General features: G+C 38.7%; 12 protein-coding genes, 2 tRNA genes and 1 rRNA gene. All 15 read left to right on the forward strand.

Translation table 11 applies throughout. From position 1 onward, the window contains the following. Positions 1 to 103, forward strand: a 23S ribosomal RNA gene (locus BMY66_RS13310); the annotation flags it as partial. A 116-nt stretch (positions 104 to 219) separates the two neighbouring features. Continuing rightward, a tRNA-Ala gene (locus BMY66_RS13315) sits at positions 220 to 292 on the forward strand. A gap of 165 nt (positions 293 to 457) precedes the next feature. Next, positions 458 to 528, forward strand: a tRNA-Trp gene (locus tag BMY66_RS13320). 184 nt (positions 529 to 712) lie between these two features. After that, complete coding sequence (locus tag BMY66_RS13325) at positions 713 to 1,933, forward strand: EAL and HDOD domain-containing protein (RefSeq protein WP_090395474.1); 1,221 nt, start codon at positions 713 to 715, stop codon at positions 1,931 to 1,933. Positions 1,934 to 2,266: 333 nt separating this feature from the next. After that, positions 2,267 to 2,494, forward strand: a complete 228-nt coding sequence (locus tag BMY66_RS13330) for an HPr family phosphocarrier protein (protein ID WP_044937573.1) — start codon at positions 2,267 to 2,269, stop codon at positions 2,492 to 2,494. A 49-nt stretch (positions 2,495 to 2,543) separates the two neighbouring features. After that, on the forward strand, positions 2,544 to 4,949 hold the full coding sequence (locus BMY66_RS13335) for an ATP-dependent DNA helicase (RefSeq protein ID WP_090395475.1): 2,406 nt from the start codon (positions 2,544 to 2,546) through the stop codon (positions 4,947 to 4,949). 152 nt (positions 4,950 to 5,101) lie between these two features. Next, on the forward strand, positions 5,102 to 8,902 hold the full coding sequence (locus BMY66_RS13340) for a phosphoribosylformylglycinamidine synthase (RefSeq protein ID WP_090395476.1): 3,801 nt from the start codon (positions 5,102 to 5,104) through the stop codon (positions 8,900 to 8,902). Between the two features lie 167 nt (positions 8,903 to 9,069). After that, a complete protein-coding gene (locus BMY66_RS13345; protein WP_090395477.1) occupies positions 9,070 to 10,140 on the forward strand; it encodes a carbamoyl phosphate synthase small subunit in 1,071 nt (356 codons plus the stop codon). Beyond that, positions 10,140 to 13,340: a carbamoyl-phosphate synthase large subunit gene (carB, locus tag BMY66_RS13350; RefSeq protein ID WP_090395478.1), complete on the forward strand. Its 3,201-nt coding sequence runs from the start codon at positions 10,140 to 10,142 to the stop codon at positions 13,338 to 13,340. Before BMY66_RS13345 ends, carB begins: the two co-directional genes overlap by 1 nt. A 199-nt stretch (positions 13,341 to 13,539) precedes the next feature. Continuing rightward, positions 13,540 to 14,334 carry a YhfC family intramembrane metalloprotease gene (locus BMY66_RS13355; RefSeq protein WP_090395479.1) on the forward strand — a complete coding sequence of 265 codons (795 nt, stop codon included), beginning with the start codon at positions 13,540 to 13,542 and terminating at the stop codon, positions 14,332 to 14,334. 3 nt (positions 14,335 to 14,337) lie between these two features. Further along, positions 14,338 to 15,153: an alpha/beta fold hydrolase gene (locus BMY66_RS13360; protein WP_090395480.1), complete on the forward strand. Its 816-nt coding sequence runs from the start codon at positions 14,338 to 14,340 to the stop codon at positions 15,151 to 15,153. Then, a complete protein-coding gene (locus BMY66_RS13365) occupies positions 15,150 to 15,794 on the forward strand; it encodes a MerR family transcriptional regulator (RefSeq protein WP_090395481.1) in 645 nt (214 codons plus the stop codon). The genes BMY66_RS13360 and BMY66_RS13365 overlap by 4 nt, the downstream gene beginning before the upstream one ends. Then, positions 15,775 to 16,086 (forward strand): YbjQ family protein, encoded by a 312-nt coding sequence (locus BMY66_RS13370; RefSeq protein ID WP_074791971.1) that lies wholly within the window; start codon positions 15,775 to 15,777, stop codon positions 16,084 to 16,086. Before BMY66_RS13365 ends, BMY66_RS13370 begins: the two co-directional genes overlap by 20 nt. Before the next feature lie 94 nt (positions 16,087 to 16,180). Then, positions 16,181 to 16,411, forward strand: a complete 231-nt coding sequence (locus BMY66_RS13375) for a hypothetical protein (protein ID WP_015550048.1) — start codon at positions 16,181 to 16,183, stop codon at positions 16,409 to 16,411. Between the two features lie 8 nt (positions 16,412 to 16,419). Further along, entirely contained in the window at positions 16,420 to 16,875 is a 456-nt protein-coding gene (locus BMY66_RS13380; RefSeq protein ID WP_090395482.1) for a GAF domain-containing protein, read from the forward strand. Positions 16,876 to 16,993 lie beyond the last annotated feature (118 nt).

Raw genomic sequence — 16,993 nt, forward strand, 5'->3', positions numbered from 1 at the left:
AAGGAAATAAGATCCCTTATAGACGATAAGGTAGATAGGTTCAAGGTGTAAGTGCGGTAACGCATTCAGCTGATGAATACTAATAGATCGAAGGTTTATTCTAAAAGGAAGATGTGTAGCGAATTTTCGGACACTAAGTTTTACTGTGTGAAGTTTTGAGGTTGCTATAAGAGAAGTAGCAAGCAAGAGCTTGCTTTTTTCGTAGAGAAACCACTATTTGGGGGCGTAGCTCAGTTGGGAGAGCACCTGCCTTGCAAGCAGGGGGTCAAGAGTTCGAATCTCTCCGTCTCCACTAAAGTTCTTGCTAAATGCAAGAACTTTTTGTTTGCCTAAGATAGAAAAAATAATGTGAAAATTTTGTGATTTTTCTATTGAAAGCGACTAGATATTGTGTTAATATTTACTAGTCGCGTGGGTGAGGGACTCAAATCAATTTTGGGTTTTTCGCTTACGATTTAGGGGATTGGTCAAATGGTATGATAGGGGTCTCCAAAACCTTTGGTGGGAGTTCGATTCTCTCATCCCCTGTTACTAAAAGCCTTGGAAGATATACTTCCAGGGCTTTTTTCGTATATAAAACAGTGATAAATACACTACTTAATTAATTGAATGTGTAAAAACAAAATGATATAATAAACTAAAATAGTCAGAAAATTCAATTTATAATTTTCTTAAGGGTTTTTACTATATTACGTGCAAAGGAGAAGGGATTATGCTTGCTACATTGGTACCACTGTTTTACGAAGATATGTCAGTTGCATCATATTGCTTATATGCGCAGAAGGAGAACTTATATCAACATCCCCATTTACTAGGCGCAGGAAAATATGATGGTGCTGGCGCTATCGTAGGAATTGAAGTTTTTGATAGTGTTTCGGAGGATGATCTTGTTGCTAACTGCAGCATAATTATTCCTATTAATAATATTTCATTATTTTCTAATATAGAACAACAGTTGACTGGCTTTGATGGAAGAATAGTTTTACTGGTTGATCAGACTATTAAGCCAGAAGAATCATATAATAAACGTTTACTTGATTTGAAAAGTAAAGGTTTCAAGTTGGCTATGAAGGATTTGCCTCTTGCTAACATTGATGACTTTAAGTTTATGCTAAACGATTTTGATCTATTCCTTATTAATAGCGAAGCTGGAGATGTTGTTGCTCAGGCTAAGGAGTTTAGAAAAGTTATTCCTGATATGGACTTTTGCGCAGAGAATCTTCATAGCAAGGAAGAATTTGATGCTGCTAAAGAATCTGGTCTATTCAAAATTTTCGAAGGTACTTTCTTTAGAGTTCCAATTAATGAACAAGATACAGAGGTTTCGCCTATTAAGATTAATTACATGAAGTTGATGACAGTTATTAATCAGCCAGATTTTAATCTTAGCGATGTATCGAATGTTATTGGACAAGATCCAGCTCTTTCTATTGAGTTATTGAAAATTGCTAATAAGCTTACAGTAAATTCTAATATTAGATCCATTGCTCAAGCTACAGCACTTTTAGGACAACGCGAGATTAGACGTTGGCTAAATACAACATTATTTAATGGTTTAGCAGCTGGTAAGCCAAATGAGATTACACGACTATCATTAGTTAGAGCAAGATTTGCAGAAAATCTGGCACCTGTATTCGATTATGCTATGAGAAAAGATGAGCTTTTCCTAATGGGACTGTTTTCTCTACTTAATTTGATACTAGATATGCCTATGGAAAAGGCATTAGAGCAAGTTGGCGTTAGTAATGAGATAAAGAAGGCTTTAGTAGAAGATGATGGCATCTTTTCACCTCAGCTTGAATTCTTACTTAGCTATGAAGCTGGTGATTGGCAGGAAGTTTCCAGATTAATGGTTCTTCATGATATTGAGATGCATGATGTGTACGATGCATACGTGGAAGCCTTGAAATGGTATGGCAATATGTTTATTTAGTGACTTTGTACTCATTTAAATACAAATTTACAAAAATTTAATAATTTGGACACTAAATCAATATAATTTGTCAACATGGAAACTTGCTTGTAAAAATATCGCACAAACACCGATAATAAGGCTTTTTATGGAAACTAAAATTTAAAAAAGTGTTCAGATAATCTTCACATAGCAATTTTTTATAAAAATCAAAAAGTTACTGCACGAATTGATAAGTGTGTGACAAAAATTGCATTGACAGTATTTATAAATGATGTTATAAAATATCAAGTACGTTACGGAAGACGTATTGTAGTAAATGGATTTTGGTTTTTATAGGAGTTGATTTAGTTTATGAAGTTTAAAATTAGACTTGAGAACACACAGGATGCAGAAGAGTTTGTTACAGCAGCTGCTAAGTGTGGCGGCGATGTCGACCTTCATAGCGGAGTAGTTTATATCGATGGTAAGTCCCTTCTTGGAGTACTTGCAATGGGTATCAAGAGAGACATGGATGTCTATGTTGCAGATCACATCGAACCATCTTTTAAAAACGCTGTTAAGAAGTTCGTTGTTGCATAGAATAGAATAAGGTATAATAACCCTGTGATTATCACAGGGTTTTTTATTTATGAAAGTATCGAGATTAATAGCTCCAGAGGGAGAAAAAGCACAAATAAATATTTCGGTTCGCAACTTAGTCGAGTTTCTTCTTAGAGAAGGAGATATCGATGACAGAAAAGGGTCTGTAGATCCTTTTGAGGCGATGCAAGCAGGAAGTAGGATCCATAGAAAAATTCAAAGTTCTATGGGTCCATTTTATAGTGCTGAAGTTCCACTTAAATTCCAGATTGAATATGAAGACTATATTCTTGGACTGGAAGGGAGAGCCGACGGTCTTGTTTTAGATAGAGACGAATCTGGAAATGTTGTTACAGCCACAGTTGATGAAATAAAAGGAATGTATATGGATGTAATGACATTTGAAAAGCCTGTACTTGTTCATGAAGCTCAAGCTAAATGTTATGCATATATGGTTGCTTCTGAATATAATCTTGAGACAATCGAAGTGCAGATGACTTATGTTAGCTTGGAGACAGAAGAGGTTAAGTATTTTAATCATGTCTATACTTATGAAGAAATAGAAGAGTGGTTTTTGACCATTGTTGGAATATTTAAGAAATGGTCTGATTTTCAATATTATCATAAGATGGAGCTTCTAGAATCTGTCCAAGGTTTGGAATTCCCTTATGAATACAGAGATGGACAAAAGAAACTTGTTAGTGATGTATACAGAAGTATATATAGAAGAAAAATTTTGTTTATGCAGGCTCCTACAGGCACAGGAAAGACTATCGCTAACGTTTATCCTGCAGTAATGGCCCTTGGACAAAATCTTGCAGAGCGTGTTTTTTATCTTACAGCTAAAACGGCTACTGCAATCGCAGCTAGGGATGCATATAGTCTTTTAGTGGAAAAGGGATATGAAGGCAAAACAATCATGTTGACAGCAAAGGAGAAAATGTGCCTTTGTGATGAGACTGATTGTAATCCGGATTATTGTCCTTATGCCAGGGGACATTTTGATAGAATTAACGACGTTATATATGAAGTAATTACTAAGGAAACGGTAATAACAAGAGATGTTATTCTTGGCTATGCCGAAGAATACGTAGTTTGTCCATTTGAACTGGCACTAGATGTTAGTACGTGGTGTGAAGGCATTATCTGTGATTACAACTACGTGTTTGATCCAAATGTATATTTGAAGAGATTTTTTGCTGAAGGCAAAGGTGGTGAGCACATTTTTCTTATTGATGAAGCTCACAACATGGTTGATAGAGCAAGAGAGATGTACTCTGAAACTCTCATCAAGGAAGAAATTCTTTCTATAAAAAGGTATGCTAAACCTGTCAGCAAGAAATTAGTTAATGCATTGGAAAAATGCAATAGGATTATGCTTGAATACAAGCGTGAGTGTGATCACGATATAACAGTGCTGGATGATGTTGATATGCTTTTAAATGCTTGTGACAATCTTCAAATGATATTGGAACAACTATTTAAAAAAGAAATCAAATTTGGAATATATCAGGATGAAGTATTAGATTTCTATTTCAGATTGAGAAACTTTACGGCCTTGGCGTATCAACAGGATAGTGATCACTATCGTATATACTGTGATTTCGATGAGGGTAAAAACTTCAATCTTCATTTATATTGTATTGATCCATCGGCACAATTGCAGGACAGGCTCAGAATGGCCAGGGCAACAGTATACTTTAGCGCGACATTACTTCCTATCGATTATTACAAGGATTTGCTTTGTAATGATAAAGATGTGTATGCCATATATGTGGATTCGGTTTTTGATCAAAAGAACCGTCTTTTGATGCTAGGTACAGATGTGACCAGCAAATACACAAGACGAGGTGATGATGAGTATCTGAAATTTGCAACTTACATCAATACTATCGTAAAAGCGAAGCAGGGAAACTATATGGTTTTTGGTCCTTCTTACAAGTTTTTGGAGGATATACAAAGCAAATATAGTGACATAATGGGTGATGTTGACGTAATAGTTCAACAGCAAAATATGACAGAACAAGAACGAGAAGACTTTCTGCTGGAATTTGAAAAGAAAAGAGACAAATCAATGGTAGCGTTTTGTACTCTTGGAGGGATTTTTTCAGAAGGTATAGATTTAGTTGGCGGAAAGCTTATTGGTTCTATAATACTTGGGGCAGGGCTTCCACAGGTGGGCAACGAGCGAAAGCTTATGTCTGATTTTTTTGATGAGAATGGCAAAAATGGATTTGAGTATGCCTATTTGTATCCTGGTATGAATAAAGTAATCCAGGCGGCAGGACGTCTTATCAGAACCAAAGACGATGTGGGAGTTATTGCGTTGCTTGATGAACGCTTTAGGTTTGGAAGCTATAGAAAAACATTTCCACGAGAATGGAATGATGCTACATTCGCATCTGTAGAAAGTGTGGAAGAGCAGGTTAAAGGATTCTGGAAAGATAAGGAATAAAACTTTCGTTAAAAAGTAACAAATTTAATTAAAAAAATAGACTGAAAAAGTATTAGGACATGTGAACAAATTGTGATATACTATCTACAACTGTGGGGTGTGCGAGGTTTTGTACACCCTGCGATACAAAATAAATATCACGGAGGTGTAAAGTGGGCAAGGTAAGAAGAGTTTACGTTGAGAAAAAACCACAGTTTGCAGTATCTGCTAAGTCACTGTATTCCGAAATAGGAAGTTACTTAGGCATCAAGGGTGTTACAGGAGTCAGGGTTCTGATTCGGTACGACATTCAGGATGTTTCTGATGAGGTCTTTAAAAAAGCGGTAAAGACGGTATTTTCGGAGCCACCTGTTGATGATGTTTATGAAGAAACATTTGATTACAATGGCAGAGTTTTTTCTGTTGAGTTTTTACCAGGTCAGTTTGACCAGAGAGCTGATTCTGCGGAGCAGTGTCTTAAACTTCTAAATGAGGATGAGAATCCTACTATTCATACAGCAACTACCTATGTTATTGAGGGTAGCATTTCTGACGATGAATTTAATGCTATAAAATCACATTGTATTAATCCAGTTGATTCTAGAGAGACTTCACTTGAAAAGCCAGAGTCTCTATCTAATAATTTCGATGAGCCAGCCGACGTCAAGACTTTTGACGGATTCATTTCTATGGCTGAAAATGATTTACGTAATTTATATGATTCCTTAAATCTTGCTATGACATTTAAGGATTTCCTTCACATTCAGAACTATTTTTCCAATGAAGAACACAGAGACCCTACTGTTACAGAAATCAGGGTATTAGATACATATTGGTCTGATCATTGTAGACATACAACATTCTCTACAGAGTTAAAGAACGTTACTATCGAAGATGGTTATTACAAAGCTCCTATTCAGGCAACTTTTGATGATTATCTTGATAACTTCAAGATTCTTTATAAGGATAGAGATGATAAGTTTGTATGCTTAATGGATTTGGCACTTCTTGCTATGAAGCGTCTTAAAGCAGATGGCAAGCTTGATGATCAGGAAGAATCTGATGAGATTAATGCATGCTCAATCGTTGTACCTATTAATGTAGATGGAACAGATGAAGAGTGGCTTATTAACTTTAAGAATGAGACACATAACCATCCTACAGAAATCGAACCATTTGGTGGTGCTGCAACATGTCTTGGCGGTGCAATTAGAGATCCACTTTCAGGACGTACTTATGTATATCAGGCAATGCGTGTTACAGGTGCTGCTGATCCAACAGTTTCAGTAAAGGATACAATCGAAGGAAAGCTTCCACAGAAGAAGCTTGTTCGTGAAGCTGCTCATGGATACAGCTCATATGGTAACCAGATTGGTCTTGCTACAGGATATGTAAAGGAAATATATCATCCAGATTATGTTGCAAAGCGTATGGAGATTGGTGCTGTTATGGGTGCTGCTCCAAGACGCGCAGTTCAGAGATTGAATTCAGATCCAGGAGATAAAATCATTCTTCTTGGTGGACGTACAGGACGTGATGGAATCGGTGGTGCTACAGGTTCTTCAAAGGCTCACAATACAGAATCTACTGCAGTATGTGGTGCTGAGGTTCAAAAGGGTAACCCACCTACAGAAAGAAAGATTCAGAGACTTTTCAGAAGAGAAGAAGTTTCATATATTATCAAAAAGTGTAACGACTTTGGTGCCGGCGGTGTATCAGTAGCAATCGGCGAGCTTGCTCCAGGACTTACAGTTGATCTTGACAAGGTCCCAAAGAAGTATGCAGGTCTTGATGGAACAGAACTTGCTATTTCAGAATCACAGGAGAGAATGGCTGTAGTTGTATCACCAGCTGATGTTAATAAGTTCTTGCAGTATGCTGCAGAGGAAAACCTTGAAGCAATTGAGGTTGCAGTTGTTACTGAGGAGCCTAGACTTGTTCTCAACTGGAGAGGTAAGGAAATTGTTAACCTTTCAAGAGCATTCCTTGATACGAATGGTGCTCATCAGGAGACAGATGTATATGTAGAACTTCCTGATAGCAATGATAAATACATCGATAGAATTGGTATCGAAAAGGTAGCAAAGGACATTGAGAATAATGATTTAAAGGCTGCTTGGCTTGATACACTTGCTGATCTTAATGTTTGCTCACAGAAGGGACTTGTTGAGATGTTTGATGGCTCAATTGGAGCTGGCTCAACACTTATGCCTTTCGGTGGTAGATATCAGCTTACAGAAACTCAGTCAATGGTTGCTAAGGTTCCTGTTGCAGATGGAAATACAGATGCTGTTACAATGATGGCTTATGGCTTTAATCCATATGTAAGCTCTTGGTCACCTTACCATGGTTCACAGTTAGCTGTACTTGAGTCAATCTCACGTATCGTAGCTACTGGTGGTGATTACAAGAAAATCAGATTCACATTCCAGGAATACTTCCGCAGAATGAGCGAAGATCCAAAGAGATGGAGCCAGCCATTTGCAGCACTTCTTGGTGCATACAAGGCTCAGATGGAGTTCGGTCTTCCTTCTATAGGCGGTAAGGACTCTATGTCAGGAACATTCAATGAAATCGATGTTCCTCCAACACTTGTATCATTTGCAGTTGATGTGGCAAAACAACAGGAGATTGTTACTCCAGAGTTAAAGGAAGCAGGAGATAAGCTCTTCTTACTTAGAATTCTTCGTGACAATTATGACCAGCCAAATTACAGTCAGGCAAAGGTTGTTTATGAAGTAATCAGACAGATGGTAGAGCTTGGAAACATCAAGGCAGCATATGCTCTTGATGCATACGGATTAGTACCAGCTGTTTCTAAGATGGCCTTTGGTAACAAGCTTGGTGTAAAGCTGGTTGATGAATGCCAGAACGGATTATTATTCGGATGTGTAATAGGAGATATCGTAGTTGAAGTTTCAGAGGATGGCGCACTTGCTATCATTCAGGAGCTTGAAAAGAGAGGCCTCTCTGATTGTGGCTACGAAGTTGGTGAAGTTACAGATGATGCAACATTCACATACAAGGATGTAAAGATTTCTATGGACGAGGCTCTTGGAGCATGGACAGGAACACTTGAAAAGGTATTCAAGACACGCAGTCATGAAGATACATCTCTTGTAAATACAGAGCTTTACAAGGCAAAGAATTTCTACATCAGTAAAAACAAGATTGCAAAGCCAAGAGTATTTATTCCAGTATTCCCAGGAACAAACTGCGAATACGATTCAGCTCGTGCCTTTGAAAAGGCAGGCGCAATCACAAATGTAAAGGTATTCAAGAATCAGAATGCCGAGGACATCAGAGAATCAGTAGATGAGTTTACAAGAGCAATTGCTCAGTCTCAGATTGTTATGTTCCCTGGTGGATTCTCAGCTGGTGATGAGCCGGAGGGTTCAGCTAAATTCTTCGCAACTGCATTTAGAAATGCAAAGATGAAGGAAGCTATAACAAATCTTTTAGAAAATAGAGATGGTTTGATGTTAGGTATCTGTAATGGATTCCAGGCTCTTATCAAGCTTGGTCTTGTACCTTACGGTGAAATCCATACACAGTCAGCAGATTCACCAACTCTTACATACAACACAATAGGACGTCATATTTCTAAGATTGCCTATACAAAGGTAGTCAGCAACAAGTCACCTTGGCTTGCAGGTGCACAGCTTGGAGAGACTTATTGTTCACCAGCATCTCACGGTGAGGGACGTTTCGTTGCTTCAGAAGAGTGGATTAAGAAGCTCTTTGAAAACGGACAGGTTGCTACTCAGTACGTAGATGAAAATGGTAACCCTACAATGGATGAGGAATGGAATATCAACGGAAGCTACTATGCAATCGAAGGTATTACAAGTCCAGATGGTAGAGTATTTGGTAAGATGGCTCATGCAGAGCGTAGAGGTAGTGGCGTAGCACTTAACATTTATGGTAATCAGGACATGAAGATTTTCGAATCTGGTGTGGATTACTTCCGCTAAAATAATCGTAAATCCAAGGTATCTTCTATACCTTGGATTTTTATAAAAATTTAAATGAGCTTTACAAAATAGTTCTTATTTTTTCAATGAATATAGTGATAACGATATTGAAAAAATAATAGAACTATTTGGAAAGCGGACTATAAAAAGGGTAGAAAAGAGGAAAGATGAAAGCATTTTTGATTTTGGAAGATGGCACAGTATTTGAAGGCACAAGCATAGGATCTACCAGAGAGGTCGTTAGTGAGATTGTTTTCAATACTTCTATGACTGGATATTTGGAAGTTCTGACAGATCCTTCTTATGCAGGCCAGGCCGTATGCATGACATATCCACTTATTGGTAATTATGGTATTACAGATGATATGGAAAGTGGCAGACCATGGCCTGATGGATTTATTGTTAGAGAGCTTAGTAGAATTCCATCAAACTTCCGCTGCAAGGGCACAATTCAGGATTTCTTGGTTAAGCACAATATCACAGGTATTTCAGGTATCGACACACGTGCTCTTACAAAAATCTTACGTGACCGCGGAACAATGAACGGAATGATTACTACAAATGAGCATTTTAATTTCGAAGAAATCAAGCCAAAGCTTCAGGCTTATAGAACTGGGGATGTAGTTTCAAAGGTTACTTGCCAGGAGAAGACAGTTCTACCAGGAAACGGAAAAAAGGTGGCACTATTAGATTTTGGTGCAAAGAGAAATATTGCAAAGTCTCTTAATGATAGAGGATGTGAGGTTACTATTTATCCTGCTCACACTCCTGCAAAGGAAATCCTTGCAGCAGAGCCAGACGGTATTATGCTTTCAAACGGACCTGGTGATCCAAAGGATTGTGGACCTATCATTGATGAGGTTAAAAAGCTTTATGATAGCAATGTACCAATTTTTGCAATTTGCCTTGGACATCAGCTTATGGCACTTGCAACTGGTCTAGATACTCACAAGCTTAAGTACGGACACAGAGGTGGCAACCATCCTGTAAAGGATTTGGAGACTGGCAAAGTATACATTTCATCACAAAACCACGGTTATGTAGTTGATACAGATGGACTTGATGAGAAAATTGCGGTACCTGCATTTGTGAATGTAAACGATGGAACAAATGAGGGACTTAAGTATACAGGAAAGAACATTTTCACTGTTCAGTTCCATCCTGAGGCATGCCCAGGACCACAGGACAGCGGATATTTATTTGATAGATTTATTAAGATGATGGGAGGAGAGCAGTAATGCCAAAGAGAAGTGACATTAAGAAAGTAATGGTGATTGGCTCAGGTCCTATCGTTATTGGACAGGCGGCAGAGTTCGATTATGCTGGAACACAGGCATGTCGTTCACTTAAGGAAGAGGGAATTGAGGTTTGCCTTGTAAACTCTAACCCTGCCACAATCATGACAGACAAAGAGATAGCAGATCAGGTTTATATTGAGCCTCTTACAGTAGACGTTTTAAAGCAGATTATTATTAAGGAAAAGCCAGATTCACTTCTTCCAACACTTGGTGGACAGGCTGGACTTAACCTTGGTATGGAGCTTGCAGAGTCAGGTTTCTTAGAAGAGCAGGGAGTTAAGCTTATCGGTACCACAGCTGAGACAATCTTTAGAGCTGAGGATAGACAGGCATTCAAGGACACAATGGAAAAGCTTGGTGAGCCTGTTGCAGCATCACTTGTTGTAAACACAGTTGAGGATGGTATCAAGTTTACTAACACAATCGGCTATCCAGTAGTACTTAGACCTGCTTATACACTTGGTGGTTCAGGCGGTGGTATTGCAAACAATCAGCAGGAGCTTGTAGAAATTCTTACAAACGGTCTTCGTCTTTCCCGTGTCCATGAAGTTCTTGTAGAAAGATGTATCGCTGGATGGAAGGAAATCGAGTACGAGGTAATGCGTGATGCCAACGGCAACTGCATCACAGTATGTAACATGGAAAACATCGATCCTGTTGGTGTACATACAGGTGACTCAATCGTAGTTGCTCCTTCACAGACACTTGGCGACAAGGAATATCAGATGCTTCGTACATCTGCACTTCGTATTATAGATGAGCTTGGAATTACAGGTGGATGTAACGTACAGTATGCGCTTCATCCAGAAAGCTTTGAGTACTGTGTAATCGAGGTAAATCCACGTGTATCTCGTTCATCAGCACTTGCATCAAAGGCAACAGGATACCCTATTGCAAAGGTAGCAGCAAAGATTGCTCTTGGTTATACACTTGATGAAATCCCAAATGCAATCACAAAGAAGACTTATGCATCATTTGAGCCAATGCTTGATTACTGCGTAGTAAAGATTCCAAGACTTCCATTTGATAAGTTCATCACAGCTCAGCGTAAGCTTACTACACAGATGAAGGCTACTGGCGAAGTAATGTCTATATGCAACAACTTTGAGGGTGCCCTTATGAAGGCAATCCGCTCACTAGAGCAGCATGTAGATTCACTTCTTAGCTACGATTTCTGCGACATGACAGATGAGGAACTTAATGAAGCACTTAAGGTTGTTGACGATAGAAGAATTTACTGCATCGCGGAAGCTCTCAGACGTGGAGCATCTTACGAGACCATTCACAATATCACAAAGATTGATATGTGGTTCATTGATAAGATTAAGATTCTTGTTGAAATGGAGCTTAGACTTCAGCAGGAAGAGCTTACAGTTGAACTCCTTAAAGAAGCAAAGAGAATTGAGTTCCCAGATAGCGTAATTGCCCACTTGAATGGCAAGATGACTGAGGACGAGGTTCGTCAGATGCGTTATGACAACGGCATTGTAGCTGCTTACAAGATGGTTGATACATGTGCAGCAGAGTTCGATGCCATGACACCTTACTACTACAGTGTTTATGGAAGTGAAAACGAAGCTGTAGAGACAAAGGACAGAAAGAAGGTACTTGTACTTGGTTCTGGTCCTATCAGAATCGGTCAGGGTGTTGAGTTTGACTACTGTTCAGTTCATGCTACATGGGCGTTTGCAAAGGAAGGCTGGGAGACAGTCATCGTAAATAACAACCCAGAGACAGTTTCAACTGACTTTGATATAGCAGATAAGCTTTACTTCGAGCCTCTTACAAATGAGGATGTAGAGTCAATCGTAAATCTTGAGAAGCCAGACGGTGCTATCGTACAGTTCGGTGGTCAGACAGCTATCAAGCTTACAGAGCATCTTATGAAAATCGGCGTGCCAATCCTTGGAACAAAGGCAGAGGACGTAGATGCAGCAGAGGATAGAGAGCTCTTTGATGAAATTCTTGAGCAGACACAGATTCCACGTGCTGCCGGCGGCACAGTATTTACTGCTGAGGAAGCAAAGGAAGTTGCAAACAGACTTGGTTATCCAGTACTTGTTCGCCCATCTTATGTACTTGGTGGACAGGGAATGCAGATTGCCTTTAATGATGATGAGATTGAGAAATTCATGGATATCATCAATCAGATTGCTCAGGATCACCCAATCCTTGTAGATAAGTACTTACAGGGAAAGGAAATTGAGGTTGATGCCATCTGTGACGGTGAAAATATCTTAATCCCTGGTATCATGGAGCATATTGAGCGTACTGGTATACACTCAGGTGATAGTATCTCAGTATATCCTGCTCACACAATCAGCCAGGATATTAAGGACAAGATTGTAGACTATACAGAGCGACTTGCAAAGGCTCTTCACGTACTTGGAATGATTAATATCCAGTTTATCGCCATGGACGGAGAGGTTTATGTAATCGAGGTAAACCCACGAAGCTCACGTACAGTTCCATACATCAGCAAGGTAACAGGTATTCCAATCGTAGACCTTGCTGCAAAGGCAATTCTTGGTCACAAGATCACAGAAATGGGATACAAGCCAGGCCTCCAGCCTGAAGCTGACTACATTGCAATCAAGATGCCAGTGTTCTCATTCGAGAAGCTACGTGGAGCTGAGATAAGCCTTGGACCAGAAATGAAGTCAACTGGTGAGTGCCTTGGTATTGCAAAGACATTTGAGGAAGCTTTATACAAAGCATTCCTTGGGGCCGGTGTGGTTCTTCCAAAGCATAAGCAGATGATTATTACTGTAAAGGATGCTGATAAGCCAGAGGCTCTTGAGGTTGCAAAGAGATTTGAGAAGCTTGGATACAAGATCTACGCTACACGCTCAACTGCAAAGTATCTGCAGGATGGAGGAGTAGATGCACTTCAGGTAAACAAGATTTCACAGGAATCTCCAAACGTAATGGACCTTATCCTCGGTCACAAGATAGACCTTGTTATCGATACACCTACACAGGGACACGGAGATAAGACAAGAGACGGATTCCTCATTCGCCGAAATTCTATCGAGACTGGTGTTAACTGTATCACAGCAATCGATACTGCAGTAGCACTTGCTACATCACTTGAAAGCGCAACTACAGAATATACACTGGTAGATGTCGCAACTATATAATTAAACTTAGAAGCTACTTTTCTGTATTTTGCAGAAGAGTAGCTTTTTTATATATTTACATATATTACTATGCTATAATTTTAAATATCTGTAGATTATTTGGAAATTTTAAAAAAAGTGTTGACCTTCTACCTTGTGGAAGGTTTATATTTCAAGCATAGACAAGGCCAAGTCTCAATATTAACTCGGGAGGGATGACATGGAAACAGTATCTTTAGCATCTATTATAGGGATGTGTTTTACACTATTAATTTCATTTGGTTTGCCAATAGGATTATTGCTATATGCAATGAACAAGCTAAAAGCAAAAATGATTAGCTTTTGGATAGGAGCTGCTACATTTGTAGTATTTGCTCTTGTGCTTGAACAGCTGCTGCATATAGGAATGATTAATCAGTTTGGTGAAGCTTTAACTGGAAATATTCTTATAAAAGCCATCTATGGTGGACTTGCAGCTGGAATCTTTGAAGAGGTTGGTCGTTTCATATCAATGAAATTGTTTATGAAGCGATTCCTTAATAAAGAAAATGCATTTATGTACGGTGTTGGTCACGGTGGAATTGAGGCTATGATTATAGTAGGACTGACTACTGTATCAAATCTGATTAGCGCATATATGATTAATACTGGATTAATGGAGAAGTCATTGGAGTTATTTGATAGCGATATCAAACAGCAGACTATTGATCAGCTTACAGTTTTATGGACTACTAGCCCAGTGGATTTTTACATGGCTGGAGTAGAGAGAGTTGTTGCCATTACATTACATCTGTCACTTTCCTATATTGTTTATAGGGCAGTCAAAGATGGAAAGATTCAGCTACTTTTCTTATCAATTGCATTACATGCCTTTGCAGATTTTGTAACTGTTTTGGTGGCAGGATATGCACCGATTATAGTAGTGGAAATTATATTGATTGTAATAGTTTCTATTATTGCAGTATTTGTTTATAAGAAATTTTCTGCTGAGCAGACAATTGAATTGGGAGAATAATTTATGGTCGAAAAGGTTTATAGTACCAGATGTGGGAATATTCATTATTGGATAAATACTAATGGTGAGTGTCAGGATAAACAGCTAGTGTTTTTACCTGGGTTAACTGCAGATCACAGATTATTTGATATGCAGATTGAGTGTTTTGAAGGGAAGTATCCTGTGTTTGTATGGGATGCACCAGCTCATGCTACTTCATATCCATTTGATATGGATTTTTCCTTGGCAGATAAGGCTACTTGGTTAAATGAAATCCTTGTGGAAAATGGTTTCGATAAGCCTGTTATTATTGGACAATCCATGGGTGGATATTTGGGACAGATGTTTATGCAGCTTTTTCCTAATAAAGCGGTCGGGTTTGTATCGATTGATTCCGCCCCATTGCAAAAGCAGTATTATACAGGAATTGAATTGTGGTTACTTCATAGAATGACTCCGGTGTATCGCTATTATCCATGGAAAACTCTTTTACGGCAGGGAACAAATGGGGTGGCAACCTCTGAATATGGACGTGCCTTAATGAAGGAGTTTATGATGACCTATGATGGTGACCAGGAAAGATATTCACGTCTTGCAGGCGGTGGCTATAGGATTTTGGTAGAGGCTGTGGAAGAAGAGCTTCCTTATGAGATTGCTTGCCCTGCCATGCTTATATGTGGCACAAAGGATATGGCAGGCTCTACTAAAAGGTACAATAGAGCTTGGCATGCTCGCACCGGATTGCCTTTGCATTGGATCGAAGGTGCAGGGCATAACGCAAATACGGATAAGCCCGACGAAATTAACAGGCTAATAGAAGAGTTTTTGGAGACAGCATGAAGATTAATCAAGTAGAAGAACTAGTTGGAATTACAAAAAAGAATATTCGCTTTTATGAAGACCAGGGACTGATTAGTCCAGAGCGAAACAGGGATAATGGATATAGAGAGTATTCCCTAAAGGATGTGGAGCTTTTAAATAAGATAAAGCTGCTTAGAAGCTTAGATGTTCCGATAGAGGATATTCGTAAATTGGAAACAGGACAGGTATCTATGACAGATTGTTTGGATAGCCACATATCTCTTTTTACGCATCGTCAGAAAGAGCTGGATATCATGAAAGAGATGTGTAAAGAAATCATAGAAGCCAATGTTCAGTTTGATAATCTGCAGGCTGATTCTTATCTCGAGGATATGAGGAGACTTGAGAAAGGGGGCGTTAAGTTTATGGATGTTAATAAAATTGATATTAAGAAGTCAAAGAGAGGCCCAATTATAGCTGCAACAGTATGCATTATATTTTTTGTTGCTATGCTAGGATTTATTGGATGGGCTGAGATTGCCGACCCTGAGACGCCAATTGGCTTTGTGCTTATTATGTTTGTGCTATTTATAGCAATGATTGTGGGAACACTTCTTGCTTTAAAAGAAAGATTAAAGGAAATAGAAGGAGGAGAAATAAATGAAGCTCGTAAGTATTGAAACAATTCCAGGACAGGAGTTTGAGGTAATCGGTGTAGTAAAGGGAACTATCGTACAGTCTAAAAACTTTGGTAAGGATTTCATGGCTGGTATGAAGACACTTGTTGGTGGTGAGATTAAAGGCTATACAGATATGCTTGTTGAAGCCAGACAGATTGCTACAAAGAGAATGGTAGATGAGGCTGAGCAGCTTGGGGCAGATGCTATTGTAGGAGTGAGATATGCTTCGTCATCTGTTATGCAGGGAGCAGCAGAGGTGCTTGCCTATGGAACTGCAGTAAAGTTCTTGTAAAAATCTTTGAGCCAGAAGTTAAAGCTTCTGGCTCTTTTTATGTTTATGATGTATAATTGTGCAAAATTTAAATTTATTCTAATGGAGATACGCTATGTCATATTTAATTAAAGACACTACAAAAGAAGAAAGAGAGCAAATTGTAAAGGAATCTCTTGGAAATATCGAAGCAAACTGTGATGGATGCATGGCAGGCCTTGCTGAGATGTACGAGGATTACATAGAAGGAAAAAAGGAGCTTCGAGAGATTAACATGGAATTCAATGCCAGATATGTAAAGGATGACAACATGGAAGGCAGAGATGGCAGAAGCTGCGTAATGTAGGAGGACAAATGACAGATTATAATTTACTAGCAGACCAGATTAAATCACTTGCAGAGGATGAGCCAAACTTTATCCCTGTTCTTTCAAATGCATCAGCACTTATATATGATGCTATGGAGGAGTTAAACTGGGCAGGATTTTATTTGATGAACAAAGGCTCACTTTTACTTGGACCTTTCCAGGGAAAGGTTGCATGTATCAGAATAGCACTTGGCAAAGGTGTGTGCGGCACTGCAGCAGGTAATGATGAGACTTTGGTGGTACCAAATGTACATGAGTTTCCAGGACATATTGCATGCGACTGCGCTTCTAATTCAGAGATTGTTGTTCCTATTCATAAGGATGGCAAAGTGGTGGGCGTGCTTGATATTGATAGTCCAAAACTTAATAGATTTTCAGAGGACGATAAGCTTGGCTTAGAAAAGTTTGTAAAAGCTTTAGAAGAAGTAATTACCTTTGAATAAAAAATGAGTCATAATTACTCAACCTATAGTAAAATAGGTTGAGTAATTTTTTTTTATTATTTTTTGTAAGATACAAATCTAATTCCTGTCTATATAGATGTAAGGCCTACAAATAACA

The organism is Pseudobutyrivibrio sp. C4 (genome assembly GCF_900111635.1).
Lineage (GTDB): Bacteria > Bacillota > Clostridia > Lachnospirales > Lachnospiraceae > Pseudobutyrivibrio > Pseudobutyrivibrio ruminis.